28 protein-coding genes and 1 pseudogene are annotated in these 23,384 nt (G+C 71.0%); 18 read left to right on the top strand and 11 right to left on the bottom strand.

All coding sequences use genetic code 11. The features are described 5' to 3' along the window. Positions 1–681 precede the first annotated feature (681 nt). Positions 682–1,764, top strand: a complete 1,083-nt coding sequence (locus AQI94_RS08165; protein ID WP_051832043.1) for a family 2 encapsulin nanocompartment cargo protein polyprenyl transferase — start codon at positions 682–684, stop codon at positions 1,762–1,764. A 220-nt stretch (positions 1,765–1,984) separates the two neighbouring features. Then, the gene (locus AQI94_RS08160; protein WP_031042445.1) at positions 1,985–2,638 is read left to right on the top strand and encodes a GNAT family N-acetyltransferase; all 654 of its coding nucleotides are present in this window, start codon (positions 1,985–1,987) and stop codon (positions 2,636–2,638) included. A gap of 64 nt (positions 2,639–2,702) precedes the next feature. Here AQI94_RS08160 and AQI94_RS08155 read toward each other — a convergent pair whose 3' ends face one another. Beyond that, complete coding sequence (locus AQI94_RS08155; protein WP_031042447.1) at positions 2,703–3,293, bottom strand: TetR/AcrR family transcriptional regulator; 591 nt, start codon at positions 3,291–3,293, stop codon at positions 2,703–2,705. Positions 3,294–3,433: 140 nt separating this feature from the next. Between AQI94_RS08155 and AQI94_RS08150 the strand changes: the two genes are divergently transcribed. The 5 genes and pseudogenes from AQI94_RS08150 to AQI94_RS08135 all read left to right on the top strand — a co-directional run bounded on the left by AQI94_RS08150 (position 3,434) and on the right by AQI94_RS08135 (position 5,306). Next, a complete protein-coding gene (locus tag AQI94_RS08150; protein WP_031042450.1) occupies positions 3,434–4,024 on the top strand; it encodes a dihydrofolate reductase family protein in 591 nt (196 codons plus the stop codon). 38 nt (positions 4,025–4,062) lie between these two features. After that, positions 4,063–4,257, top strand: coding sequence for a hypothetical protein (locus AQI94_RS42600; RefSeq protein ID WP_078902685.1), 195 nt, complete (start codon positions 4,063–4,065; stop codon positions 4,255–4,257). Between the two features lie 52 nt (positions 4,258–4,309). Then, positions 4,310–4,730 (top strand): annotated as a pseudogene (locus tag AQI94_RS08145) (YciI family protein). Positions 4,731–4,734: 4 nt separating this feature from the next. Next, complete coding sequence (locus AQI94_RS08140) at positions 4,735–5,067, top strand: DUF952 domain-containing protein (protein WP_031042453.1); 333 nt, start codon at positions 4,735–4,737, stop codon at positions 5,065–5,067. Then, positions 5,064–5,306, top strand: a complete 243-nt coding sequence (locus AQI94_RS08135) for a hypothetical protein (RefSeq protein WP_225890164.1) — start codon at positions 5,064–5,066, stop codon at positions 5,304–5,306. The genes AQI94_RS08140 and AQI94_RS08135 overlap by 4 nt, the downstream gene beginning before the upstream one ends. Here the strand turns inward: AQI94_RS08135 and AQI94_RS08130 are convergent. Genes AQI94_RS08130 through AQI94_RS08120 form a run of 3 tightly spaced genes read right to left on the bottom strand, consistent with a single transcriptional unit; the run spans position 5,290 to position 6,874 of the window. After that, on the bottom strand, positions 5,290–6,036 hold the full coding sequence (locus tag AQI94_RS08130; protein ID WP_031042458.1) for a VOC family protein: 747 nt from the start codon (positions 6,034–6,036) through the stop codon (positions 5,290–5,292). The genes AQI94_RS08135 and AQI94_RS08130 overlap by 17 nt on opposite strands. Before the next feature lie 19 nt (positions 6,037–6,055). Beyond that, positions 6,056–6,469, bottom strand: coding sequence for a VOC family protein (locus AQI94_RS08125; RefSeq protein WP_031042460.1), 414 nt, complete (start codon positions 6,467–6,469; stop codon positions 6,056–6,058). A 9-nt stretch (positions 6,470–6,478) separates the two neighbouring features. After that, positions 6,479–6,874 (bottom strand): helix-turn-helix transcriptional regulator, encoded by a 396-nt coding sequence (locus tag AQI94_RS08120; RefSeq protein ID WP_031042463.1) that lies wholly within the window; start codon positions 6,872–6,874, stop codon positions 6,479–6,481. A gap of 103 nt (positions 6,875–6,977) precedes the next feature. Between AQI94_RS08120 and AQI94_RS08115 the strand changes: the two genes are divergently transcribed. From AQI94_RS08115 to AQI94_RS08100, 4 genes are all read left to right on the top strand, one after another. After that, on the top strand, positions 6,978–8,132 hold the full coding sequence (locus AQI94_RS08115; RefSeq protein WP_031042467.1) for an inorganic phosphate transporter: 1,155 nt from the start codon (positions 6,978–6,980) through the stop codon (positions 8,130–8,132). A 21-nt stretch (positions 8,133–8,153) separates the two neighbouring features. Next, positions 8,154–8,390, top strand: a complete 237-nt coding sequence (locus AQI94_RS08110) for a hypothetical protein (protein WP_031042469.1) — start codon at positions 8,154–8,156, stop codon at positions 8,388–8,390. A gap of 26 nt (positions 8,391–8,416) precedes the next feature. Beyond that, positions 8,417–9,289 carry a polyphosphate kinase 2 gene (ppk2, locus tag AQI94_RS08105; RefSeq protein ID WP_031042471.1) on the top strand — a complete coding sequence of 291 codons (873 nt, stop codon included), beginning with the start codon at positions 8,417–8,419 and terminating at the stop codon, positions 9,287–9,289. 234 nt (positions 9,290–9,523) lie between these two features. Then, a complete protein-coding gene (locus tag AQI94_RS08100; RefSeq protein WP_062229655.1) occupies positions 9,524–10,297 on the top strand; it encodes an SCO4225 family membrane protein in 774 nt (257 codons plus the stop codon). A 104-nt stretch (positions 10,298–10,401) separates the two neighbouring features. Here the strand turns inward: AQI94_RS08100 and sodN are convergent, their stop codons facing one another. After that, a complete protein-coding gene (gene sodN / locus AQI94_RS08095) occupies positions 10,402–10,797 on the bottom strand; it encodes a superoxide dismutase, Ni (RefSeq protein ID WP_020123534.1) in 396 nt (131 codons plus the stop codon). 145 nt (positions 10,798–10,942) lie between these two features. On the opposite strand from sodN, the gene sodX reads away from it, so the two are divergent. Then, positions 10,943–11,380 (top strand): nickel-type superoxide dismutase maturation protease, encoded by a 438-nt coding sequence (sodX, locus tag AQI94_RS08090; RefSeq protein WP_031050856.1) that lies wholly within the window; start codon positions 10,943–10,945, stop codon positions 11,378–11,380. Here sodX and AQI94_RS08085 read toward each other — a convergent pair. Next, the gene (locus tag AQI94_RS08085; protein ID WP_031050855.1) at positions 11,284–11,913 is read right to left on the bottom strand and encodes a CGNR zinc finger domain-containing protein; all 630 of its coding nucleotides are present in this window, start codon (positions 11,911–11,913) and stop codon (positions 11,284–11,286) included. The two genes, sodX and AQI94_RS08085, sit on opposite strands and share 97 nt — an antisense overlap. Positions 11,914–12,011: 98 nt before the next feature. Between AQI94_RS08085 and AQI94_RS08080 the strand changes: the two genes are divergently transcribed. Further along, the gene (locus AQI94_RS08080; RefSeq protein WP_031050852.1) at positions 12,012–12,770 is read left to right on the top strand and encodes a class I SAM-dependent methyltransferase; all 759 of its coding nucleotides are present in this window, start codon (positions 12,012–12,014) and stop codon (positions 12,768–12,770) included. A gap of 55 nt (positions 12,771–12,825) precedes the next feature. Here the strand turns inward: AQI94_RS08080 and AQI94_RS08075 are convergent, their stop codons facing one another. From AQI94_RS08075 to AQI94_RS08065, 3 genes are read right to left on the bottom strand one after another with little or no spacing between them, the layout of a single operon-like run. Continuing rightward, positions 12,826–13,587, bottom strand: coding sequence for an amino acid ABC transporter ATP-binding protein (locus tag AQI94_RS08075; protein ID WP_031050849.1), 762 nt, complete (start codon positions 13,585–13,587; stop codon positions 12,826–12,828). After that, on the bottom strand, positions 13,584–14,525 hold the full coding sequence (locus AQI94_RS08070; protein ID WP_031050846.1) for an amino acid ABC transporter permease: 942 nt from the start codon (positions 14,523–14,525) through the stop codon (positions 13,584–13,586). Before AQI94_RS08070 ends, AQI94_RS08075 begins: the two co-directional genes overlap by 4 nt. Before the next feature lie 30 nt (positions 14,526–14,555). Then, complete coding sequence (locus AQI94_RS08065; protein WP_062229715.1) at positions 14,556–15,518, bottom strand: ABC transporter substrate-binding protein; 963 nt, start codon at positions 15,516–15,518, stop codon at positions 14,556–14,558. Positions 15,519–16,163: 645 nt separating this feature from the next. Between AQI94_RS08065 and AQI94_RS08060 the strand changes: the two genes are divergently transcribed. From AQI94_RS08060 to AQI94_RS08045, 4 genes are all read left to right on the top strand, one after another. Next, a complete protein-coding gene (locus AQI94_RS08060) occupies positions 16,164–17,387 on the top strand; it encodes an NAD(P)-dependent malic enzyme (RefSeq protein WP_031050841.1) in 1,224 nt (407 codons plus the stop codon). 470 nt (positions 17,388–17,857) lie between these two features. Continuing rightward, positions 17,858–18,823 (top strand): zinc-binding dehydrogenase, encoded by a 966-nt coding sequence (locus AQI94_RS08055; protein ID WP_031052346.1) that lies wholly within the window; start codon positions 17,858–17,860, stop codon positions 18,821–18,823. A gap of 104 nt (positions 18,824–18,927) precedes the next feature. Beyond that, positions 18,928–19,137: a helix-turn-helix domain-containing protein gene (locus AQI94_RS08050; protein ID WP_007384656.1), complete on the top strand. Its 210-nt coding sequence runs from the start codon at positions 18,928–18,930 to the stop codon at positions 19,135–19,137. Beyond that, on the top strand, positions 19,137–19,697 hold the full coding sequence (locus AQI94_RS08045; RefSeq protein ID WP_031052343.1) for a Clp protease N-terminal domain-containing protein: 561 nt from the start codon (positions 19,137–19,139) through the stop codon (positions 19,695–19,697). Before AQI94_RS08050 ends, AQI94_RS08045 begins: the two co-directional genes overlap by 1 nt. Positions 19,698–19,769: 72 nt before the next feature. Here the strand turns inward: AQI94_RS08045 and AQI94_RS08040 are convergent, their stop codons facing one another. Together AQI94_RS08040 and AQI94_RS08035 are read right to left on the bottom strand one after the other, a co-directional pair. Continuing rightward, entirely contained in the window at positions 19,770–20,852 is a 1,083-nt protein-coding gene (locus AQI94_RS08040; protein WP_031052342.1) for a PadR family transcriptional regulator, read from the bottom strand. 1 nt (position 20,853) lies between these two features. Next, positions 20,854–21,888 carry a DUF4097 family beta strand repeat-containing protein gene (locus AQI94_RS08035; protein ID WP_031052339.1) on the bottom strand — a complete coding sequence of 345 codons (1,035 nt, stop codon included), beginning with the start codon at positions 21,886–21,888 and terminating at the stop codon, positions 20,854–20,856. 146 nt (positions 21,889–22,034) lie between these two features. Here AQI94_RS08035 and AQI94_RS08030 point away from each other — a divergent pair, with 146 nt between their 5' ends. Then, a complete protein-coding gene (locus AQI94_RS08030; protein ID WP_062229654.1) occupies positions 22,035–22,880 on the top strand; it encodes a hypothetical protein in 846 nt (281 codons plus the stop codon). Positions 22,881–23,384 lie beyond the last annotated feature (504 nt).

Raw genomic sequence — 23,384 nt, 5'->3', positions numbered from 1 at the left:
GTGGGGGGACCCCCGGCGGGCACCGGGGCGGGGGCGCCCCGGCCGGCCTCCGGAGTCGAGACACCTCGCAGCACCGTTGGCGGACTGACCGAGGGGGGTTCCATGGCCGAGTTCACGACGGGCACGCAAGCACGCACGAAGGGCACCCGGGCACTGGCGACAGAAGGGACGGAGGTGCGGGCGCCGGCCACCGGGGGGAGGCAGGTGCCGTCCACCGAGCGTTCGGGGGTCGGGTCACCGGTCGGGGAGAGGGGGCGACCCGAGGGGGCCGAGGCGAGCCCGCCTCACGGGGCTGACGTGCGGTCCGGGGCACAGCTGTTGCATGGTTCCGGCCTGCCCTCTGGGGAGCAGCTGCTGCATGGGTCCGACCCGCCTTCCGAGGCGCGGCTGGTCCATCGTTCCGGCCTGGCGTCCGAGGAGCGTCCGCTTCAAGGGTCCGTCGCGCGCCCCGAAGCCCAGCCGTTTCACAGGCCTGGGGTGCGGCCACTTCCCGTGACCGACGTGCGCTGCGGGGCGCAGCCGCTTCCCGGGGCCGAGCAGCCTTCCGAGGCATGGCCGGTCCATGGTTCCGGTCTGCCGGCCGAGGAGCGTCCGCTTCGCGGAGTCGACGTGCCACCCCAAGCCCGTCAGCTCCCCGGGGCCGACGTGCCGCCCCAAGCCAGCCCGCCGCCCGGGGTCGACGTGCCACCCCAAGCCCGTCCGTGTCACGAGTCCGGCGCCCCGTCGGAGACGCTCGCTGTCGATGGGCAGGAGGCCGTGGTGATCCTGGAGCGGGTCCGGGCGTCGGTCGATCCCGAGTTGCGGGCCGCGCTGGAGTCGCTGCCCGGTTCCCTGCGCAGGGTCGCGCTGTACCACTTCGGCTGGGAGCACGCCGACGGCACCCCGGCGGCGGGCAACGCGGGCAAGGCGATCCGCCCCGCGCTCGTCCTCACCGCGGCCGCCGCTCTCGGCGGGGAGCGGGCACGGGCGGCAGCCGTCCGGGCAGCCGTGGCGGTGGAGCTGGTCCACAACTTCACGCTGCTGCACGACGACGTGATGGACCGCGACACCACCCGCCGGCACCGCCCCACCGCGTGGACCGTGTTCGGCGACGCCGACGCGATCCTCGCCGGGGACGCCCTCCAGGCCCTCGCGCTCCGGCTGCTGGCCGAGGACCCTCACCCCGCCGCGGCACCGGCGGCGGCCCGGCTCGCGGCCTGTGTCGTCGAGCTCTGCGAGGGCCAGCACGAGGACACCGCCATGCAGGGACTCGGCCCCGACGAGGTCACCCTCGACCAGGTGCTCGTGATGGCCGAGGCCAAGACGGGCGCGCTGCTCGGGTGCGCCTGTGCGCTCGGCGCGCTGTACGCGGGCGCGTCCGCCGAGGACGTCGGGGCGCTGGACGCCTTCGGCCGGGAGGCGGGCCTCGCGTTCCAGCTCATCGACGACGTGATCGGCATATGGGGCGACCCGAGCCGCACCGGCAAACCGGCCGGCGCGGACCTCGCGGCCCGCAAGAAGTCCCTCCCGGTGGTCGCCGCGCTCACCTCGGGCACGGCGGCGGCCGCGGACCTGGCCGAGCTGTACGCGGCGCCGTACACCGAGGCGGACCTGGCGCGTACGGCCCTCGCCGTCGAGGAGGCCGGCGGCCGCGACTGGGCGCAGGCGCAGGCGGCCGACCGGATGGCCCGGGCGATGGGGCAGCTGGCCCGTGCGGTGCCGGATCCGGAGGCGGCGGGTGGACTGCTCTCGCTCGCGGAGTTCGTGACGCGGCGCAGCGCCTGAGGACCCCGGAGCACTCGGAACCACGCGGTCCTGACCCCGCGCGGGCCCCGGGGGTTCCGGCCGACGGGTCCCGCACATCCCCACGGTGTGCGGGGCCCGCTTCCGCGTGCTAGCTCCACATGACCGCTCCACATGACCGTTCCGCATGCCCGTTCCGCCTGCTCACCGGTTAGTCTCAACATCCTTGTGGCCAAGGGTGGTTGAGTTGAAGGGGTGGGGCATGGGCGTGGCGATACGGACGGCCGGCGCAAGCGATCGCGAACTGGTGACGCGGCTGCTGGACGACGCCTTCCAGGACGATCCGGTCAGTGGCTGGATCTTCCCGGAGGAGGAGTACCGCCGTACGACGCATCCCCGGTTGATGGCCGCGTTCGTGGACATCGTGATGGCCGAGGGGCGGGTGGATGTCACGGAGGACGGGACCGCCTGCGCGTTGTGGCTGCCGATGCCCGCGGACGGGGGCGACGAGCACGAGGGTGGGCACGACGGCGAGGACGAGTTCGCCGCCCTGCGTGAGGCTCTCGATCCGGACAACGAGCGCATCGAGCTGATCGGGCGCCTCACGGCCGAGGTGCATCCGGCCGGACGGGCCCATGAGTATCTGTGGATGATCGGCGTGGCCCCTGGGCGGCAGGGGGAGGGGCTCGGGACCGCGCTCATCGGGTCGGTTCTGGAGCGGTGCGACCGGGACGGGGTGCCGACGTACCTGGAGGCGAGCAGCTCGCGGAGCCGGGGGCTGTACGAGCGGCTCGGGTTCGAGCTGGTGGAGCAGCCGCTGGAGCTGCCCGGCGGGCCCCTGATGTGGCCGATGTGGCGCGAACCGCGCGCCTCGCGACACGGCGCCGAGCAGGCCGCCGCCGCGGCACCGCAGTGACAGTCGCGGCCGTGGCCGAGCGGTGGGTGGATGGCTGATCGCGGGACTCTCCGCGCGCTCCCGACTAGCTCACCGGGACGACCGCCTCCACGATCCGTTCCACCAGCCCCTCCGGGACCTGCACCTCCGGCAGCACTCCCTCCAGCGTCCCGGGGAGTGTCAGGTGTTCCAACAGCAGCCCCAGCATGGCCAGATAGAGCACCGTGACCGTCTCGTCGCCGCCCGGCAGGCCCGCCTCGCGGTGGAACCGGAGGCCCTCGTCGAGGTCCGCCCGGACCGACCGGGTGTAGGAGGCGCGGAGTTCGGGGCGGCGGGTGGCCTCCAGGCGCATTTCCAGCAGGGCCAGATAGCCCGTGCGGTCATGGGTCGCGCGGGCCATCAGGTCGTGCATGAACGCCGCGACCAGGGACCGGTCCTTCGGCCGGGTCAGCAGTTCGGCGAGCTTGTCCGGGTCCGGGGCCAGCCGTACGTGCAGGCGGGTGTCGATCTGCTTCAGCAGGTCGACGCGGTCCGTGAAGTAGTTCGAGGCGGTCCCCACGGGGACTCCCGCCTCGGTGTCGACCGCGCGGAACGTCAGTCCGCGCGCTCCCTCGCGAGCGAGCACCTCGACCCCCGCGTCCACGAGCGCGGCCCGGCGCTCCGGATTGCTGACCATCGCGGAATCTCTCCTTCCAGCCGGCGGTCCCGACCCTCCGACCGGGTCGGCGAAAAAAATACCCTTGCAACCACTACAAGTGAAGCACTACAAATGAAGTGGTTACTTCCTCCGGGCGCAGCCTACGAAAAGAGACCCGCTTGCGAAAGCTCACGTACTTCATCGCCTGCACGATCGACGGCTTCATCGGGGACGAGAGCGGCGACGCGTCGTTCATGTACCCGTTCGTCGACGAGGAGTTCCTCTCCTACCTCAAGGCCGAGTTCCCGGAGACCATCTCCGCCCAGGGCCGCCGGGCCCTCGGCATCCACGACCTGGAGCCCAGAAGGTTCGACACGGTCGTCCAGGGCCGCGGCAGCTACGAGGTGGCCCTGAAGGAGGGCATCACCAGCCCGTACGACCACCTGCGCGAGTACGTCGCCTCGCGCACCCTCGCCGAGTCGCCGGACCCGCACGTCGAGATCATCGGCGACGACCTGGTCACCAGGGTGCGCGAACTGAAGGCGGAGGACAGCCGGTTCGGCATCTACCTGTGCGGCGGCTCGCGGCTCGCGGGCGAACTCCATGAGGAGATCGACGAACTGGTCATCAAGACGTACCCCGTCACGCTCGGTACCGGCATGCCGATGTTCGGTTCCGGGTTCGCCGTCACCGAGTTCGCGCTCGACGAGGTGCGCGTGTTCGACAACGGCGTGGTGGTGCGGACGTACGGCAGGAAAAGGAAAAGCTGAGGGAAGCGCCCGCGGCCCCTTCGCCCTACCCTGAGGACATGGACAGCGACGAACGCGTCTGTCCCGTCTGCGGACAGCCGGTCGAGACAGTCGTACGGCGTCACAAGACGCTCGGTGCATGGGTGCCCGTGTGGACGGGCGGCCCGTGCCACAACCCCGGGTGCGAGGCGTCCGACCGGGCCGTCGGGTCCGGCGAGGACCACGGCGGCGCACCCGCCGGAAAAAGTTCCTGAACCCCTGCGGAGAATCCGTCCCCGGCTCCGGCAGCCCTCAAGGAGCGGAATCATGAAGTACCTGGTCATGGTGCGGGGATCGCAGGCCGACTACGACGCCACTGCGCGGCATGGGCTCCGCGTACTCGCCGGCCTGGAGCGAGCAGGAGATCCAGGCGATGTACGCCTTCATGGGCGCCGTCAACGCCGACCTGTCCGAGACCGGCGAGCTGCTCGACGGCCAGGGCCTCGCCGAGCCCGCCAGGACCCGGCACGTCAGCCGGGACATCGACGGCAAGGCCGTGATCACCGACGGGCCGTACGGCGAGACCGAGGAGCTGCTGTGCGGCTACTGGGTCCTGGAGTGCGAGAGCCTGGAGCGCGTCACGGAGATCGCCGAGCGCAACGGCTGCCCGCCGCGACCCCCCGCACCGGCGGGACGGGCCGTCGCCGCCGTGCGCGACGATGTGCCCTCGCCCGAGGCTCTAACGTGACGGCATGCCCACAACGAACCTCATCGTGCACCTGACCGAACGCTCCCTCTGGGAGGAGGCCCGCGCCCGCGGCACGTACGAGATCTCGACGCGCGGCCGCACCCTTCAGGAGGAAGGGTTCATCCACTGCTCGACGCGCGAGCAGCTGCCGCCCGTCGCGGCCTTCCTCTACGGCTCCTACGACGGCCCGGACGAACTGGTGCTCCTCGTCATCGACCCCGCCCGCCTGGACGTACCGCTGAAGTACGAGGCGCCCGAGCCCGGCGCCGAGGAGTTCCCGCACGTCTACGGGCCGATCCCGGTGGCCGCGGTCGTCGACGTGGAGCCGTGGGGGTGAGCGGTCGCCGTCGGGTGTGGACATGGGCCGTGGCGGTCTGGGCGGCTCTCGCGGTCGCCGCGGGCGGGCTCACGCTCTGGCTCCAGGACTCGGCGGAGCCGGCGGGGCCGTACACCTGGCAGGAGAGCAGTCCGACCCGCACGCCCCCGGAGGGGTGGCGCTCCCAGTGCCCCAGCCCCACCGCCGACCTCGGCGCGGGGCAGCCGGCCGTGGCCTGTGCGTTCAGTTCCTCGGGTTAGGCAGTCCGCCCGTCTGCGGGTCCCGCCCGGTCAGGCAGTACAGGCCGCCCGCCGGGTCCCGCAGCACCGTCCAGTTCCTGCCGTCGGCGACGAACTCGGCGCCCAGGCGCTCGTGTTCGGCCCGGGTCGCCTCGATGTCCGCGCAGGCCACGTCCAGATGGGCGGAGGCGGGGCGTTCCTCGTCGAGGCGCTGGAGGAGGATGCGGACCGGCAGGCCGGCCGGCGGCTTGAGCACATGGAACTCGGGCAGCGAGCCGGACAGCGACTCCCAGTCGGGCAACAGGGCCGCCCAGAAGGCGACTTCGACGTCGTAGAGGGAGGGCGGGATGTCCAGGCAGACCTGGTCGAGACGGCTGCCGCGGATCACCGGTGGCCGGGTCGACTGCCCGCGCCAGGGATCGGCGCAGAACAACTGCCCGGCGGGGGAGCGGAGCACGACCAACGTGCCCTGATCGGCGACCACGTGCGCGCCGAGCGCCTGGGCCGCCTTCGCGAACTTCCGTACGTCGTCCACGCAGAAGTCCAGATGGGCACCGCCGGGCCCGGAGGCGACCGCCTGCAGTTTGACGCAGGCGTCGGCGCCGTCGGAGGGCAACAGGGTCACGAACTCCTTCCGCTCGCCCCGGAACCCCGACAGGTGCGTGCCCGTGACACTGGTCCAGAAGTCACAGGCCTGGGCGAATCGGGGAACGGGCCGGTCGGCGAAGGCGTACGTCCAGCGGGTAGTCATGCGGTGATCGTAGGCGCCGCTACTTCGGCGTCTCCATGAAGCGCAGCATGTTCCCCGCCGGATCCCGGAAAGCGCAGTCCCGCACCCCGTACGGCATGTCCGTCGGTTCCTGGATCACCTCGGCCCCCGACTCCCGCACCCGGGCGAACAACGCGTCGCAGTCGGTGGTGGTGAAGTTGACCCCGCGCAGCAGCCCCTTGGCCAGCAGCCGGGCCATCGCCTCCTTGTCCGCGGGGGACGCGTCCGGGTCGGCGGCGGGCGGCTCCAGCACGATGTCCAGGTCCGGCTGGAGCGGCGAGCCGACCGTCACCCAGCGCATGCCCTCGTACCCGACGTCGCCGCGCACCTCCATGCCCAGGACGTCCCGGTAGAACGCGATCGCCTTGTCGTGGTCGTCCACGGCGATGAAGCAGTTCTTGAGTTTGATGTCCATGGCTTCACGTTAGGCCCGTCGGGGCCTGGTGTGCCTGCGGACCACGCAGGGCGGGATCCCGGCGATCTCCTCATGGGGGCGGGCGCGGTAGGCGCTCGGAGTCTCACCCACCAGTTCGGTGAACCGTGAGCTGAAGGAGCCGAGGGAGGTGCACCCCACGGCCATGCAGACCTCGGTGACGGACAGATCCCCGCGCCGCAGCAGTGCCTTCGCGCGCTCGATGCGCCGGGTCATGAGATAGCCGTACGGCGTCTCCCCGAACTCGGCGCGGAAACTGCGCTGGAAGTGGCCCGGGGACATCAGCGCGGTCCGGGCGAGCGCGGGCACGTCGAGGGGCTCGGTGTACTCGCGGTCCATCCGGTCCCGCGCCTGCCGCAGCCGCACCAGGTCCTCGACGCTCACCATCACGCCAGCATCGCACGATGCTCACCAGGTGGGTGCGGGGATCTGGAACGGGCTTTGCCTCACGTTCTCCTGCCGTACGGAAGCGCTTGCTCCCATGGGAGGCATGGACCACATCACGTTCCTCGTGGCGGTCGTCATCGTCACGGCCCTGGCCTTCGACTTCACCAACGGATTCCACGACACCGCGAACGCGATGGCGACGTCCATCGCGACCGGCGCACTGAAACCCAGGACGGCGGTCCTGGTGAGCGGTGCCCTGAACATCGTCGGCGCCTTCCTGTCCACCGAGGTCGCCAAGACGATCTCCGGCGGCATCGTGGACGACACCCTGGTCTCGCCCGGGATGATCTTCGCGGGCCTGGTCGGAGCGATTCTGTGGAACCTGCTGACCTGGCTGGTCGGCCTCCCGTCGAGCTCGTCGCACGCCCTGTTCGGCGGCCTGATCGGCGCGGTGTGGGTCGGTGCCGGCTCGCACGGCGTGCACTTCGACAAGGTGGTCGAGAAGGTCCTGATCCCCGCGGTGGCCTCCCCGGTGGTCGCGGGCGTGGCGGCGCTGATCGCCACCTACCTCGCCTACAAGCTCACCGCCCGCGCCCGCAAGGACTCGGTGACCAAGGGCTTCCGGCTCGGCCAGATCGCCTCCGCGTCCCTCGTCTCGCTCGCGCACGGCACCAACGACGCGCAGAAGACCATGGGCGTCATCACGCTGACCCTGATCTCGGCGGGCGCGCTCGGCCATGACGCCGGTCCGCCGGTCTGGGTCATCGCCTCCGCCGGTCTCGCGATCGGCCTCGGCACCTACCTCGGCGGCTGGCGGATCATCCGCACCATGGGCAAGGGCCTCACCGAGATCCAGTCCCCGCAGGGCTTCGCCGCCGAGACCGCGTCCACCACGGTCATCCTGACCTCCGCCCACCTCGGCTTCGCCCTGTCGACGACCCAGGTCGCCTCGGGCAGCATCCTCGGCGCGGGCCTCGGCCGGAAGCTGGCGGAGGTCCGCTGGGGCATCGCCGGGCGCATGGTCGCGGCCTGGCTGATCACCCTGCCGGCGGCCGCGCTGGTCGGCGGTGTCTCGGCGAGCGCCGTGAAGCACGGCGGCAACTTCGGCACGGTCGTCGTCGCGCTCGCCGGTGCCGCCGTCGCCGCCGGCATCGTGCTGCTCTCCCGCCGCAACCCGGTGAGCGCGCACAACGTCAACGACCACCACGAGGTCGCCCTCCGCGCCGAGCCGCCGGCCCGCGTCGGCGCGGCCGCCTGAGCCCCCTTAGGAGTTCCTGTCATGAGCATCGACTGGACCGCACTCGGCCAGGTCACCGCGGTGAGCGTCGGCGTCACGATCGCCGTGGTCGTCGTTTTCGCCCTCGGGGTACTCGGTCTCGCCCGCTTCGAGGGGGCACAGGAGGACGACGGCGCTGGGACGTCCACGCTCGGCATCGCCCAGGCCGGCCTGTGCTTTCTCGCCTGCGCGGCGGTGGTGGCGTACGGCATCTACCTGATCGTGCCGCAGTTCCACTGACCCACCGAGATGAGAGGGGAGCGAGGGTGACACCTCTGCTGACCGACCTGAAGGTCGACTACACCGACCCCGACGACCCCGTGCTCATCCGCCCGGACGGCAGCCCGATCGACACCTGGCGGGAGAACTACCCCTACGCGCACCGCATGGAGCGCAAGGAGTACGACTGGCACAAACGGCTCCAGCAGATCGAACTGCTGAAGCTCCAGAGCTGGATCAAGGAGACCGGGCGCCGGCTCGTCATCGTCTTCGAGGGACGGGACGCGGCCGGCAAGGGCGGCACCATCAAGCGCTTCACGGAGCACCTGAACCCCCGTGGCGCCAGGGTGGTGGCGCTGGAGAAGCCGAACGAGCGCGAGCGCGGACAGTGGTACTTCCAGCGGTACGTCGAACATCTGCCGACCGCGGGCGAGATCGTGCTGTTCGACCGGTCCTGGTACAACCGGGCCGGTGTGGAGCGGGTCATGGACTTCTGCACGGACGACGAGTACCGGCGCTTCATGCGGCAGGCCCCGCTGTTCGAGCGGATGCTCGTCGACGACGGGGTGGACCTGCTGAAGTTCTGGTTCTCGGTCTCCCAGGGCGAGCAGCGCACCCGTTTCACCATCCGTCAGATCGACCCCGTACGGCAGTGGAAGCTCAGCCCCATGGACCTCGCCTCCCTGGACCGCTGGGACGACTACACCGCCGCCAAGGTCGCCATGTTCCGCGAGACGGACACCCAGTTCGCGCCCTGGACGGTGGTCAAGAGCAACGACAAGAAGCGGGCCCGGGTCGAGGCCATGCGCAGTGTGCTGGCCCGCTTCGACTACTCCGACAAGGACGACGAGGTCGTCGGCACACCGGATCCGCGGATCGTGGGCGCGGCGGCGGGACTGCTGGAGGCGGGCGAGGCTTAGGGCCTGTCGTTTGGATCAGGCCGGCCCTGAGATGCGGTGCTTTTCTGCCGACGTGAGCGCGTCGCCGCCGGACGCGAGCCGCCGCGCTCACGTCGGCCGGTCCGGCATCGGGGTCAAGTGGTGCCAGGACAGGGGCTGTTCCCCAGGCCGGTCTGAGTAGCGGTACTCATGCCGGAACGCGGCGGGCGGGACATCGTGGGGACAGCCCACCGGACCGTCCCGAAGGAAGCCGCGATGTCGAAAGCCTCCCGCCCACGCCGACTGCTCACCCTCGCCACCGGCAACCGGCACGCCCAGGGCTACCTCGCGGTCGTCGCCGCGTCCGTGCCTGCCTCGTTCCTCTTCCCGGACGGCGTCCTTGCCATGGCACCCATGCTGCTCACGGCCCCCCTCTCCTTCCTGGGTATGGTCCTGCCGTTCGGTCCCGGCACCCAGGGCTCCCCGGCGGCCGAGGCGCTCGCGATCGGCCTGTGGACGCTGTGGTTCCTGGCCTGCGCCCTGGTGAACGCGGCCGTGCTGGGGGCGCTCGCCACGGGCGCGGCGGGGGACGGGACCAGCACCGGGCGGCCCGCCGCGAGGGCCGCGGGGGACACCGGCTCAGCGGCAGCACGGCGGCCCGGTGCGAGGTTCGGGCGGTTGATACCGGGGGCTGCGCGCGCCGGTGCGCGGGAAGGCGTCGCCCACCGGCTCAGGGCCCTGCTGGCGCCCGCCGTCGACAACTGGCCCGCCCGCGTGTACCTCGCCGTGGTCGCCGCGGCGCTCGGGTTCTTCCTGGTCGCCGTGCACGCGCTGCCGGACCCCGGGTTCGCCGGGATCTGGCCGATCATGGCGACGGCACCGCTGAGCTTCCTGGTCCTGCTGGCGGTGCCCGGGACGGACGCGGGGCCCGAGTGGCTGAGCCCGCTGCTCTTCGCCGTGGGCACGGTCCTGGCCGGACTGGTCAACGCCGCTCTGCTGGGCCGGCTCACCCACCGGCTCCGGTCGCCGCAGATCCGCCCGGTCGTCTGAGGACCGGACAGCCGAAGGGGCCCGGTCGTGACGACCGGGCCCCTTCAGGGTTCCCGTCGACCTGCGATGGTGCACCGATCGCGGGTCGGCGGAGACCGACGACGTCAGGCCTTCTTGGTCTCCCAGAAGATCTTGTCGATCTGGGCGATGTAGTCCAGAGCCTTCTGACCGGTGGCCGGGTCGGTCGACGCCTTGGCGGCCGAGAGGGCCTTGAGGGCGTCGTTGACCAGCTGGTGCAGCTCCGGGTACTTCTCGAAGTGCGGGGGCTTGAAGTAGTCGCTCCAGAGCACGGAAACGTGGTGCTTCGCGAGCTCGGCGCGCTGCTCCTTGATGACCGTGGCACGCGCCTGGAAGTGCGGGTCGTCGTTGGCGGCCATCTTCTCCTGCACGGCCTTCACCGACTCCGCCTCGATGCGGGCCTGGGCCGGGTCGTACACACCGCAGGGCAGGTCGCAGTGTGCGCTGACCTTGACCTTGGGGGCAAACAGGCGGGAAAGCATGGAGCATTCCTTCCTCGTGATCGTCTTCTCAGGTGCGACATTACTCCCTGGGGGAGCCGAAATCGCGGGTGCCCCCATGGGCTTAGGACAAAAGTCCGGGGTCAGACTGAGACTGGTGGATGAACGTACCGGGGAGGTGCCGGGGATGCCGGAGCTGTCGCAGGAGACCGAGCGGGCGAGGTCGTTGCTGCCCTTCGTGGGGGTGGCCGAGGTGACCGGGCCGTCGATGGTGCCAACGCTCCGCCACGGGGACCAACTGGTCGTGCACTGGGGGGCCAGGGTCGTCCCCGGCGACATCGTGATCCTGCGGCATCCCTTCCAGCAGGACCTTCTCGTCGTCAAGCGGGCCGTGGAGCGGCGCGAGGGCGGCTGGTGGGTGCTCGGGGACAACGCGTTCGCGGGCGGCGACAGCACGGACTACGGCGTCGTGCCGCAGGAGCTCGTGCTGGGCAAGGCCCGGCTCAGGTACCGGCCGTTCGGGCCCGCTCAGCGCTCGCCGCTGGCCGCCGTGCGCTGGGCGCTGTCCGCCGTGCGGCCGGTCTTCCCGGACCGGTCGGCCTCCAGGCGTTTGCGGGCGCGGTAGGCGGCCACGTTGGCGCGGGTGGCGCAGCGGTCGGAGCAGTAGCGCCGGGAGCGGTTCGTCGAGGTGTCGAGGTAGGCGTTGCGGCAGGGCGCGGCCTCGCACAGGCCCAGCCGGTCCACGCCGTACTCGGTGAGGTGGAAGGCCAGGCCCATCGCCGCGATCGCCGCGTAGCCGGCGGTGGCGTTGGAGGGGTGGTCCGCCAGGTGCATGTGCCACAGCGGGCGGCCGTCGTCGTCGCGGAAGTCGTGCCCGGAGATCTGCGGGCTCACCGGGAACTCCAGCAGGAGCGAGTTCAGCAGGTCCACCGCCAGCGTCTCGTCGCCGTGGTCCGCCGCCTCGAAGACCGACCGCAGCCGGGCCCGGACCGAGCGGAACCGGGTGACGTCGGCGTCGGTGGCGCGGCGGGCGCCGGTGCCGTTGCCGCCGAACAGGTCGCGGACGGCCTCCACCGAGGTCAGCGTGTCCTTGCCCCGGGCCGGGTCCTCGCTGTTGACCAGACGTACGGCGTAGTCCGAGTAATAGGCCAGTTCCACTTGTAGTCCTTACGGAGGCGTTCTATCGTCGTGGTGCGGTCGGGTAACAGCTGATCGTGCTTCCAGGGTATTACGGCAGCGACTGGACAGGGGGCTTCATGACGACCGGTGTCGGAACCGACTGGCAGGCCTGGCAGGAGAGCTGGGACCGGCAGCAGGAGTGGTACATGCCGGACCGCGAGGAGCGGTTCCGGGTCATGCTGGACATGGTCGAGGCCCTTGTCGGGCCCCGGCCGCGCGTGCTCGACCTCGCGTGCGGCACAGGAAGTATCACGGCCAGGCTGCTCGCCCGGTTCCCCGAGGCCACCAGCACCGGCGTGGACCTCGACCCGGCGCTCCTCGCCATCGCCGAGGGCACCTTCGCGGACGACGAGCGGGTCACCCTCGTGACGGCCGACCTCAAGGACCCGGACTGGCCGTCGAAACTGCCGTACGACTCCTACGACGCCGTCCTGACCGCCACGGCCCTGCACTGGCTGCACAGCGAACCCCTCGCGGCCCTCTACGGCCAGGTCGGGGCCCTCGTCCGCGACGGCGGTGTCTTCATGAACGCCGACCACATGATCGACGAGACCACCCCCCGGATCAACGCGGCCGAACGTGCGCAACGCCACGCGCACATGGACCGGGCCCGGCGGGACGGCGCCCTCGACTGGGCCGCGTGGTGGCAGGTCGCCGCCGAGGACCCCGTCCTCGCCGGACCGACGGCGCGCCGCTTCGAGATCTACGGCGAGCACGCCGACGGGGACACTCCGTCCGCCGCGTGGCACGCCCGCGTGCTGCGCGAGAAGGGCTTCGGGGAGGCCCGGCCGGTGTGGTGCTCGCCCTCGGACACGCTGCTCCTCGCGCTCAAGTAGCCCAAGCGAAAGGGGCGGTACGGGAATCCCGTACCGCCCCTTCGTCGTCGTACCGCTAGAGGACCTTCGACAGGAACGCCTGGGTGCGCTCGTGCTGAGGGTTCGTCAGGACCTCGCGGGGGTCGCCGGACTCGACGACCACGCCGCCGTCCATGAAGACCAGGCTGTCGCCGACCTCGCGGGCGAAGCCCATCTCGTGGGTGACGACGACCATCGTCATGCCGGACTCGGCGAGGTCGCGCATGACGTCGAGGACGTCACCGACCAGCTCCGGGTCCAGGGCCGAGGTCGGCTCGTCGAAGAGCATCAGCTTCGGGTCCATCGCCAGCGCCCGGGCGATGGCCACGCGCTGCTGCTGGCCGCCGGAGAGCTGGGCGGGGTAGCTGCCCGCCTTGTCGGCCAGGCCGACCTTCTCCAGCAGCTCCCGGGCGCGCTCCCGGGCCTGGGCCCGGCTGGTGCCCTTGACCTGGACCGGCGCCTCCATGACGTTCTCGACGGCCGTCATGTGCGGGAACAGGTTGAACCGCTGGAACACCATGCCGATGTCCCGGCGCTGGAGCGCGACCTCGCTGTCCTTGAGCTCGTACAGCTTGTCGCCCTTCTGGCGGTAGCCGACCAGCTCGCCGTCGACGTAGAGCCGGCCGGCGTTGATCTTCTCCAGGTGGTTGATGCACCGCAGGAAGGTCGACTTGCCGGAGCCCGAGGGGCCGATGAGGCAGAACACCTCGCCCTGCTTCACTTCCAGGTCGATGCCCTTGAGGACCTCGACCAGACCGAAGGACTTGTGGACGCTCTCGGCCCTCACCATGGCGGTCATGCCCCGCCCCTTTCACGGCTGAACGCCATCAGGTTGACCTTGACCCGCTGCCACGGCGTCGGCGGCAGGCTGCGCGACGAACCGCGGGCGAAACGGCGCTCCAGGTAGTACTGGAAGACGCTGAACACGCTGGTCATGACCAGGTACCAGATGGACGCCACGAACAGCATCTCCATCACGGCGTACGAGGTGGAGCCGATCGTCGAGGTGGCGCGCAGCAGCTCGTTGTACGTCACCGCGTACACCAGCGACGAGGTCTTCAGCATGTTGATGAACTCGTTGCCGGTCGGCGGCACGATCACGCGCATCGCCTGCGGGATCACGATCCGGCGCAGGGTCTTGCCGTGGCTCATGCCGAGCGCGTGCGAGGCCTCCGTCTGGCCCTCGTCGACCGCCATCAGACCGGCGCGGCAGATCTCCGCCATGTACGCGGCCTCGTTGAGGCCGAGGCCCAGCAGGGCGCACATGAACGGGGTCATCACGTCCGTCATCTCGTCCTTGTAGATCGGACCGAGATTCAGCATCGGGAAGATCAGCGCCAGGTTGAACCAGAGGAGGAGCTGGACATAGACCGGGGTCCCGCGGAAGAACCAGATGTAGGCCCAGGCCACCCAGCTCGTCACCGGGTTCTTGGAGAGCCGCATCACGGCCAGGACGACGCCGAGGACCACGCCGACGATCATCGCGAGCACGCTGATCAGCAGGGTGCGGCCGGCGCCGGCGAGGACCGTGGAGTCGAACAGCTTGTCGCCGACCGCGCTCCACTGGATCTTCTCAGCGGTGGCGAACGCGTTGACCAGCAGGGCCACCAGGGCCAGTACGACGACCGCGCTGACGTAGCGGCCGTAGTGGCGGACCGGGATGGCCTTGATGGTCTCGGGCGCGTGGGAGTCCCGCGGGGGCGTGTCCGCCGGCTCCTTGTCGATCTTGTCAGTCACAGTGACTGCCCTTCAGTGGTACGGGGTCCGTCACTTGCCGCCGTTGACCGCGGCCTGGTCGACGGCACCGGTCTGGGCGCCCCACTTGTCCAGGACCTTCTTGTACGTGCCGTCCTTGATGATGGCGTTCACGGCCGCCTCCAGGACGCTCGTGAGCTCCTTGTTCTCCTTGTTCACGGCGATGCCGAACGGACCGGCGTCGACCTGCTCGCCCACGACCTCGAAGGCGTTGCCGCCATCGGCCTTGCGGGCGATGTCCACGGCGACCGGGTAGTCGTTGACACCCGCCACGGCGCCGCCCGACTTCTCGCGGGTCTGGGCCTCGGTGTCGTTGTCGAACGCCTCGATGTCGAGCTTCTTCTTGCCCGCCGTCGTGCACGCCTTGGACTGCTTCTGCAGGGCCTGCTCGTAGGTCGTGCCGTGCTGCACGGCGACCTTCTGGCCGCAGAGGTCCTCGATCGAGCCGATCTTCTTCGGGTTGCCCTTCTGGACGTAGATGGCGGTGCCGGCCGTGAAGTAGTCGACGAAGTCGACACCCGGGCCCAGCTTCTTGCCCTTGTCGTCCAGGCCCTCCTGGCGCGCCTTGGTGTCCGTGATGGAGGACATGGCGACGTCGTAGCGGCCCGAGTTCAGGGAGCTGATCAGGCCGTCGAAGGAGCCCGAGGTGAACTGGAACTCCACGCCCAGCTGCTTGCCCAGCGCGGCGGCGATGTCGGGGTCGACACCGACGATCTTGCCGCCCTCCTGGTACTCCATGGGGGCGTACTCGGCGTTGGTGCCGACCTTGATGACGCCGGCCTTCTGGATCTTCGCGGGCAGCTTGTCGAACAGCGGTGCGCTGCTGGACGACGAGGATTCCTTGCTGCTGCCGCCGCCGCTGTCCGTCTGGTCACCGCAACCGGTGAGAATCAGGGCGCCGGCGACCGCGATCGCACCTACCGCGGCTGTCCTGGTGCGCGCGGCGGTCGTACGACGGGTGGAGCTTGCGGTCATGGTGGGTTCCTCCGGCGGATGGGTGGAGTTGCCGATGGGCGGGGCGGCTGCCGATCGGTCCGGCAGCGCTGCCTTCATTCCATAGGTCGACGAGAGCACACGCCTTCGAGTGTCGCGACCTCGTGTGATGACGGCATCTTGCCATTCGGACTGGACCATTCAGGGGGCCGGTCATGTCAAAATCGGATAACGGGTGACCCCCGAACCGCACCATGTCCGTACATCACGACCGGACCATCTGCGGGAATCTGGCATTCCGGCCGGAAGATCTGCGGTGCGGGACGCGCGGCGGATGACCAGGACAGGGCGGGCCGCGGCCGGTTGATCGCCCGTCCGGTGATCGTCAAGGGCCTGCCGAGGGTTTGTCCGGATGGCCCTCCATGATTCATGTCACCGGCCTCCGATGATCGATGATCGATTTACGTTCCGGCATGTGACCTTGGACGTATTGGACTCGTCCTCGACGCCGGTCGTCCGGTAAGAAGGTTCTTTACACCCCTCATCCGGGGCTCAGGGCGCGTGTGCGGCGCGCCCGTCGCGTACCGGCCCGTACGCATCAGTGAACAGGGCTGTACGCGGTGCCCGCCCACTTCTCAACCAGGAGTGGCCACCCTCAAACCATGAAGACCTAAGGGGTAAGACAAAGTGGCAGCGGAGATCGTCAATCCTCGCAGCGACAGCGATACGGGACAGGACGGAGGGGCGGAGCCCCTCGATTCCTTCGACCCCGCGTTCGCGCTGCACCGCGGCGGCAAGATGGCTGTGCAGGCCACCGTGCCGGTCCGTGACAAGGACGACCTGTCCCTCGCGTACACGCCCGGCGTGGCGAAGGTGTGCAGCGCCATCGCCGAGCAGCCGGATCTCGTCCACGACTACACGTGGAAGTCCTCGGTCGTCGCCGTCGTGACGGACGGTACGGCCGTGCTGGGGCTCGGTGACATCGGCCCCGAGGCCTCCCTCCCGGTGATGGAGGGCAAGGCGATCCTGTTCAAGCAGTTCGGCGGAGTGGACGCGGTGCCGCTCGCGCTGGCCTGCACCGACGTCGACGAGATCATCGAGACCGTGGTCCGTCTCGCGCCGTCCTTCGGCGGCGTGAACCTTGAGGACATCTCGGCTCCCCGGTGCTTCGAGATCGAGAAGCGGCTCCAGGAGCGGCTCGACATTCCGGTGTTCCACGACGACCAGCACGGAACCGCGGTCGTGACGCTAGCCGCCCTGCGCAACGCCGCCCGGCTGAGCGGGCGCACGATCGGAGATCTTCGTGCGGTGATCTCCGGTGCGGGCGCGGCGGGCGTGGCCATCGCCAAGATGCTCGTCGAGGCGGGCATCGGGGACGTCGCCGTCGCCGACCGGCGCGGGATCGTGTCCGGTGACCGGGACGACCTCACGTCCGTGAAGCGGGAGCTCGCCGGGTTCACGAACAAGGCGGGGCTGTCCGGGTCGCTGGAGGACGCGCTGGCGGGCGCGGACGTCTTCATCGGCGTGTCCGGCGGTACGGTCGCGGAGTCCGCGGTCGCCTCCATGGCGAAGGGGGCCTTCGTGTTCGCGATGGCCAACCCGAATCCGGAGGTGCACCCGGATGTCGCGCACAAGTACGCGGCCGTGGTCGCCACCGGGCGGTCGGACTTCCCGAACCAGATCAACAACGTGCTGGCGTTTCCGGGGATCTTCGCGGGGGCGCTGCAGGTGCGGGCCTCGCGGATCACGGAGGGCATGAAGATCGCGGCGGCCGAGGCGCTGGCCTCGGTTGTCGGTGACGATCTCGCGGCGGACTACGTCATTCCGTCCCCGTTCGACGAGCGGGTGGCGCCTGCGGTCACGGCGGCGGTTGCCGCGGCGGCTCGGGCGGAGGGGGTTGCTCGCCGCTGAGTGCGGTGTGGCCCTTTGTTGTGGTGGTCCCGTCCGGGGTGGGTTCCGGACGGGGCCATTTTTTGCCATGGGGTGCGGCTGATCGGGTGTCGTCTGGGTGCGGGTGTGTGGGGGCGGGCGTTTTTGCGCAGTTCCCCGCGCCCCTGGAGGGGTGGGTGGGTTTGTGGGTCGGGGCCGGGGTGGGGGGTGTCCGTCCTCGGTCCGGCGGCTCGGTCCCTTGAGTGGTGCCCTGTAACGGACGCCGGCCGCTGCGGGCGGACACCCCCCACCCGGGCCCCTGCGCGCCGCACCCGGCTGCAGGAGCGTCCACATGGCCCACCCAGGGGCGCGGGGAACTGCGCGACCAGCCCCCACCGGCCGGCAGCCGCAACACGACCGAACCCGCCCAAGCCCCGTGCGCTTCGCAAGGGGGTATGTGTCACAACGCCCCCCGGTTCCCCCGTACCGTCGGCGGACCTATCGTCAAGGTCATGTTCGCTGTCTACGCCGCCCGAATCGACCGCGACAACCCGCTCTCGGGACTGGAGTCGGGGGAGCGCCCGGCCCCCGAAGCCCGCCCGGGTTGGAGCGTCGTCGATGTCAGGGCCGCTTCACTGAATCACCATGACCTCTGGTCCCTGCGCGGCGTAGGCCTCGCAGAGGACAAGCTTCCGATGATCCTCGGCTGTGACGCCGCCGGTGTCGACGCGGACGGCAACGAGGTCGTCCTGCACTCCGTCATCGGGCAGAGCGGGCACGGGGTCGGCCCCAAGGAGCCGCGCTCCATCCTCACCGAGCGCTACCAGGGGACGTTCGCCGAGCAGGTGGCCGTACCGACCTGGAACGTGCTGCCCAAGCCGAAGGAACTCTCCTTCGCGGAGGCCGCCTGTCTGCCCACGGCCTGGCTGACCGCGTACCGGATGCTGTTCACCAACGCCGGCGTCCGGCCCGGTGACTCCGTGCTGGTGCAGGGGGCGGGCGGTGGTGTCGCCACGGCCGCGATCGTGCTCGGGAAGGCCGCGGGGCTGCGGGTCTTCGCCACGAGCCGGGACGAGGCCAAGCGGAAGCGTGCTCTGGAGCTCGGGGCCGTGGAGGCGCTGGAGTCGGGTGCGCGGCTGCCGCAGCGGGTGGACGCGGTCATCGAGACGGTGGGCGCGGCCACGTGGTCGCACTCCGTGAAGTCGCTCAAGCCCGGTGGCACGCTGGTCATCTCCGGTGCCACGAGCGGTGACCGCCCCTCGCACGCCGAGCTGACCCGGATCTTCTTCCTGGAGCTCAAGGTCGTGGGCTCGACCATGGGTACCAAGGACGAGCTGGAGGACCTGCTCGCGTTCTGCGCGGCCACGGGTGTGCGGCCCGTCATCGACGAGGTGCTGCCCCTGGACCGCGCCCGTGAGGGCTTCGAGCGGGTCGCGTCCGGTGAGATGTTCGGGAAGGTCGTGCTCACGAACGGCTGATCCCCTCCTTCTTGTTCTTTTCGGCGGCCGATCCGGTGCGGATCGGCCGCCGACGTTTGTCAACTGTGGTTGACGGATGGGTTCTGTCAACGTAAGTTGACAACATGACCGAAGCAACGGATCTCGCCGAGCGCGCCGGTGATCGCGATCCCCGGGTCGGGCTACGCGCCGTCGCCGCGCTGCGCAGGCTGCTGGAGCAGCTGGAGTCGGTGCAGGTGCGCAGTGCGCGCAATCAGGGCTGGTCGTGGCAGGAGATCGCCGCGGAACTCGGAGTGAGCAGGCAGGCCGTGCACAAGAAGTACGGGAGGCATTGATGTTCGAGCGGTTCACGAAGGACGCCCGGGCCGTGGTCCAGGGCGCGGTCGAACACGCCGAGCGGGCAGGGGCGGGGTCGGTGGACGCCGAGCACCTGTTCCTCGCCCTGTTGGACCGGGAGGCCGGTCGTGCCTCCTTCGCCCTGGCCGCTCTCGGGCTCGCCGAGCGCGGGGACGCCGTACGGCAGGCGTTGGGCGAGGCGCGGCGGCGGGCCGGGCTGTCCCAGGCGGACGCCGAGGCGCTGGCCGGGCTCGGTATCGACGTCTCGGAGATCGTCGCCCGGGTGGAGGAGGCGCACGGCGTCGGCGCGATGTCCGGCGACCGGAAGGTCAAGGGGTGGTCCGGGCGGCGCTCCTTCGGGCGGGGCGCCAAGGAGATCCTGGAGAGGGCTCTCCGGATCGCCGTGGCCCGACGGGACCGCCACATCGGCGATGAGCACATCCTGCTGGCACTGACCGTCAGGCCAGGGGTGTCCGGGGAGGTTCTTGCCGATCACGGGGTGACCTACGAGTCGGTCGTGCGGGTGCTCTATGGCGGGGGAGAGGCGAAGGCCGGCTGATGGGAGCGAGGGCTTCGGCGGTACGACAGCCGGGCGGGGGCGCAGCTGTCGTACCGCCGGAGTCCGGTCGGTTCACGCCTTCGGGGCTCGCAGCAGCGCCCCTATGCGGGTCGCCGCCGTCGACAGGTGGCGGCGGGCGTCGTGGAACTGGTCGGCCGTGATGCCGTGGTCGCGGGCCGCGTCACGGATGTCGTCGCGGAAGCGGTCGAGCAGACGGTCCAGGTCGCGGGCCGGGTCCCCGGTGGGGTCCTCGTGGGCCCAGGAGGGCTCGTACTCGGCGGGGAAGTCCTCCGGCGGGTGCGAGTACTGGGGGCCGGACGGTGTCGCCTCGGTCTTCTCGGACCTCGCGCCGCCCCGGCCGAAGCCGAAGTCCCTCCCGAACTCCTTGCCGTAGTCCTTTCCGAACTCGCCGAACTCCTTGGCCAGTTCGGTCAGTCCCTCGCGCACCCCGGTCGGCCAGTCGCCGCGGGCGAAGTGGTCCTGCACCTGCTCCTGCACTCGCCTGGCGATGCGCTGCACCTCCTCCTGCGCCTGCTCCCGAGCCCGGTCCTGGGCCTCCTTGGCCTGGCGGCGGGCCCGCTGGGCCTCCTCACGGGCGCGGCGGCTCTCGTCCTTCGCGCGCCGGGCCTGCTCCTTCCACTCCTGCTTGACGCGGCGCATCTCCTCCTTGGCGGCACGCCACGCCTCCTTGTCGGCGTACTCCGTGAAGTCGCCGAAGGGGCCCTCGGGTTCGCCGCCGGTGCCCTTGGGGCCGCTGCCGGAGCCCCGGCGGGCCTCGGTGGCGGCCGCCCGCATCTCGCGCCGCAGATCACCCGCGGCGCCCCGGACATCGGCCCGGATCTCGGCGGCGAGTTCGGCGACCGACTCGCGGATCTCCAGCTCCAGGTCGGCCAGTTCACCGCTGCGGTCGGCCAGTTCGGCGCGGCCCGCGTCTGTGATGGCGTACACCTTGCGGCCGCCCTCGGTGGTGTGGGTGACCAGGCCCTCCGCCTCCAGCTTCGCCAGCCGGGGGTAGACGGTGCCCGCCGAGGGGGCGTACAGGCCCTGGAAGCGCTCCTCCAGGAGGCGGATCACCTCGTAGCCGTGACGCGGGGCCTCGTCCAGCAGCTTCAGCAGGTAGAGGCGGAGGCGGCCGTGGGCGAAGACGGGGGGCATGTCAGAGCACCTTCTTGTCGGTCGTGCCGTCGGCCGGGCCGCGGGTCGGGTCGTTCGCGCGGGCGTCCGTGGGGTCGTCCGCCGGGGTGGGGGCCCCGTCCTGGCCGGAGAGGGAATTGTCCCCCGAGGTGCCGTGCCCGCCGTCCACCGGGTCGGTGGCATGGGCCGGCCCCGCGCCCGTGTCGCCGTCCTTCGCGAAGGGATCCGTCTCCCATGTCTCCTCCTCGTCCTCCCGGGGTGGGCGGCGCAGCAGGGCGATGGAGCCGGAGACGGTGGTCGCGCGGAGCTTGCCGGTGCCGGCGCCGAGGCGGCCCGTGACCTTGTGGGCGCCCCACTGGCCGCGCACGCGCAGGCCGTCGAAGGCGTTGGAGATCGTCCCGCTCGCGGTGTTGGCCTCCACCTCCGCGTCGGCGGGCTGGGGGAGCCGGATGGCGATCTCGCCGGAGACGCTGGTCAGCCGGACGTCGGTGGGGCCCTCCGGGTCGAGGTCGACGATCATCGAGCCGCTGACCGAGTCGGCCCGCACGGAGGGGCCGGAGCCCTCCACGACGGTGAGATCTCCGGAGACCGAGTTGAAGCGCAGGTCGCCGGTGACGGCCTGGGCCTCCAGATTCCCCGAGACGGTGTCGGCGCGGACGGGGCCGGAGAGGCCGACGAGGGTCGTGTCGCCGTTGACCCCCTTCACCTCGGACGGGCCGCGCACCCCCGACACGACGGCGGCGGCGCTGACCACCCCCACCTCGACGCGGGTGTCGGCCGGTACGGCCAGCGAGACGACCGCGCTGCGCCGCCAGCCCTTGCGGTCGAGCCACTTGAGGAAGCCCTTCCAGGGCAGGTCCTCGTAGGCCACCGTGAGGGTCCCGCCCTCCTGGGTGACGACCAGCGGCGGTCCCTCTATCTCGGACACCTCCAGGCGCGCGGAACCTTCGTCCGTGCCCACCACGTTCACCGTTCCGTTGACGATGCGTACGTGGAGTTCGCGTACGGGCTCGTCGAAGGTGAGCTTCCTGGGCTCCGTGACGGACCACTCGGACATGGTGCAGACCTCCCCGTAGCAACGCGCCATATCGCGTCTCCTGCAATTCACGATATATCGTGGACCTCGAAAGTCAAGACACTCTTTCTGGGGATGCCGAGCTCGCAAATATGACCAACCGGGGCGAATCGCCCTAGCGTGTGAGCATGTCGACGGAAGCCACCTCCCGTACCGGTCGCCCCGGTCCCGCCCCCGGCGCCCTGCTGCTCTGCCGGGCCGACCCGGATTCCGTCGCCCCGGTCGCCCCGCTGCTGCGCGAACGGATGCTGCTCACGCGCGCGGGGCAGGGCTGGAGCGTCCTCGTGCCGGAGGGCAGGCCGTGGCTGCACGGTGAGGAGCCGGTCGACCGTGTCATGACCGGTTGGGCCACCGCCCTGGCCGTCGGGGCTCCCTGGCCCGTCCTCGCGCTGTGGTGGGACGCGGACCGGGGCGGATACACCCTCGCGTCCGGCTTCCGCCGCCCCGTCGGCTACATCTGGCTCGCCAACGGCACGCCTGCCGGTGAGGACGAGGCCATGCGCACCTTCGCGGCCCGGCTGGCGCTCGACCCGGTCCTGGACGTCCAGTCCCTCGACCACCTCACGAATCCGGACCCCGCCTCCGATGTCCGCTCCCGCCTGCGCGGCCTGCTCGCGGTCCTCACGCGCGTGGGCCTGGACCTCCCCGCAGGCCTCGCACCCGGCGAGCCGGCCGACCGCCTCCGCGAGGTGGCCCGGGACCGGTCCGACGCCCACCCCGTCGAGTGGGAAGGCCGGCCGGACACGGTCCGCGGCGAGCTCGAAGCGGCCGTGGGCCGCCGCCTCACGCCCTGGCTGCCCTGGTCCGGCGACCCGAAGGCCCGCGCCCTCTCCCTCGCCCAGATGGCGACAGGCCTCCCCCTGGCCGCCTGGGGCCTACGGCACCGCAGCAGCGGCTGGCTCACGGCGGGCGCGCTGCTGCTGACCCACGGCGCACTCGGACTGTCGTACGACCTGACACACCCCCGCGACTGACCTGCGCGTCCGGGATGGGGCGGCGCGCCTGCGACTGCCCCCGGAGGCATGCGTTGGGCACCCGCACGCCTGCGACTGCGCTCGGACGTCTGTGATGGGCCCGCGCGCCCGTGACCGACGCGGACGCCCGTGACGGGCCCGCACTCTCGCGACTGCGCTCGGACATCTGCGAGGGTCCGGCGCGCGGTGCGACTGACCGGGACGTCTGCGGTGGTGGTCCGGTGCGCCTGTGACTGACCGGGACGTCTGCGATGGGCCCGCGCTAGCGGCTCCCGCACGCCTGCGGCTGCCCCGGACTCCCGTTACGGGCCTGCGCGCCCGCGGCTGCCCTGCACTCCCGCGATGGGCTCGCGCGCCCGCGGTTGCCCCGCACTCCCGCGATGGGCCCGCACGCCTGCGACTGCGCTCGGACGTCTGCGATGGTCCGGCGCGGCTGCGACTGACCGGGACGTCTGCGATGGGCCCGCGCTAGCGGCTCCCGCACGCCTGCGGCTGCCCCGGACT

It is taken from the genome of Streptomyces pseudovenezuelae, assembly GCF_001513955.1.
Taxonomy (GTDB): Bacteria; Actinomycetota; Actinomycetes; order Streptomycetales; family Streptomycetaceae; genus Streptomyces; species Streptomyces pseudovenezuelae.
Note: the sequence above shows the minus strand (reverse complement) of the source record. Positions and strands in the feature narration are given on the sequence as shown.

Excerpts from the sequence above, each read along its gene's own strand:
- AQI94_RS08055 (WP_031052346.1), top strand. The coding sequence starts at position 17,858 with ATGTTCGCTGTCTACGCCGCCCGAATCGACCGCGACAACCCGCTCTCG.
- AQI94_RS08120 (WP_031042463.1), bottom strand. The coding sequence starts at position 6,874 with ATGGTGAGCGTCGAGGACCTGGTGCGGCTGCGGCAGGCGCGGGACCGG.
- AQI94_RS08050 (WP_007384656.1), top strand. The coding sequence starts at position 18,928 with ATGACCGAAGCAACGGATCTCGCCGAGCGCGCCGGTGATCGCGATCCC.
- AQI94_RS08040 (WP_031052342.1), bottom strand. The coding sequence starts at position 20,852 with ATGCCCCCCGTCTTCGCCCACGGCCGCCTCCGCCTCTACCTGCTGAAG.
- AQI94_RS08035 (WP_031052339.1), bottom strand. The coding sequence starts at position 21,888 with ATGTCCGAGTGGTCCGTCACGGAGCCCAGGAAGCTCACCTTCGACGAG.
- AQI94_RS08030 (WP_062229654.1), top strand. The coding sequence starts at position 22,035 with ATGTCGACGGAAGCCACCTCCCGTACCGGTCGCCCCGGTCCCGCCCCC.
- AQI94_RS08065 (WP_062229715.1), bottom strand. The coding sequence starts at position 15,518 with ATGACCGCAAGCTCCACCCGTCGTACGACCGCCGCGCGCACCAGGACA.
- AQI94_RS08045 (WP_031052343.1), top strand. The coding sequence starts at position 19,137 with ATGTTCGAGCGGTTCACGAAGGACGCCCGGGCCGTGGTCCAGGGCGCG.
- AQI94_RS08130 (WP_031042458.1), bottom strand. The coding sequence starts at position 6,036 with ATGACTACCCGCTGGACGTACGCCTTCGCCGACCGGCCCGTTCCCCGA.
- sodN (WP_020123534.1), bottom strand. The coding sequence starts at position 10,797 with ATGCTTTCCCGCCTGTTTGCCCCCAAGGTCAAGGTCAGCGCACACTGC.
- AQI94_RS08075 (WP_031050849.1), bottom strand. The coding sequence starts at position 13,587 with ATGACCGCCATGGTGAGGGCCGAGAGCGTCCACAAGTCCTTCGGTCTG.
- AQI94_RS08100 (WP_062229655.1), top strand. The coding sequence starts at position 9,524 with ATGTCGAAAGCCTCCCGCCCACGCCGACTGCTCACCCTCGCCACCGGC.
- AQI94_RS08155 (WP_031042447.1), bottom strand. The coding sequence starts at position 3,293 with ATGGTCAGCAATCCGGAGCGCCGGGCCGCGCTCGTGGACGCGGGGGTC.
- sodX (WP_031050856.1), top strand. The coding sequence starts at position 10,943 with ATGCCGGAGCTGTCGCAGGAGACCGAGCGGGCGAGGTCGTTGCTGCCC.
- AQI94_RS08080 (WP_031050852.1), top strand. The coding sequence starts at position 12,012 with ATGACGACCGGTGTCGGAACCGACTGGCAGGCCTGGCAGGAGAGCTGG.
- AQI94_RS08110 (WP_031042469.1), top strand. The coding sequence starts at position 8,154 with ATGAGCATCGACTGGACCGCACTCGGCCAGGTCACCGCGGTGAGCGTC.
- AQI94_RS08125 (WP_031042460.1), bottom strand. The coding sequence starts at position 6,469 with ATGGACATCAAACTCAAGAACTGCTTCATCGCCGTGGACGACCACGAC.
- AQI94_RS42600 (WP_078902685.1), top strand. The coding sequence starts at position 4,063 with ATGGACAGCGACGAACGCGTCTGTCCCGTCTGCGGACAGCCGGTCGAG.
- AQI94_RS08115 (WP_031042467.1), top strand. The coding sequence starts at position 6,978 with ATGGACCACATCACGTTCCTCGTGGCGGTCGTCATCGTCACGGCCCTG.
- AQI94_RS08140 (WP_031042453.1), top strand. The coding sequence starts at position 4,735 with ATGCCCACAACGAACCTCATCGTGCACCTGACCGAACGCTCCCTCTGG.
- AQI94_RS08160 (WP_031042445.1), top strand. The coding sequence starts at position 1,985 with ATGGGCGTGGCGATACGGACGGCCGGCGCAAGCGATCGCGAACTGGTG.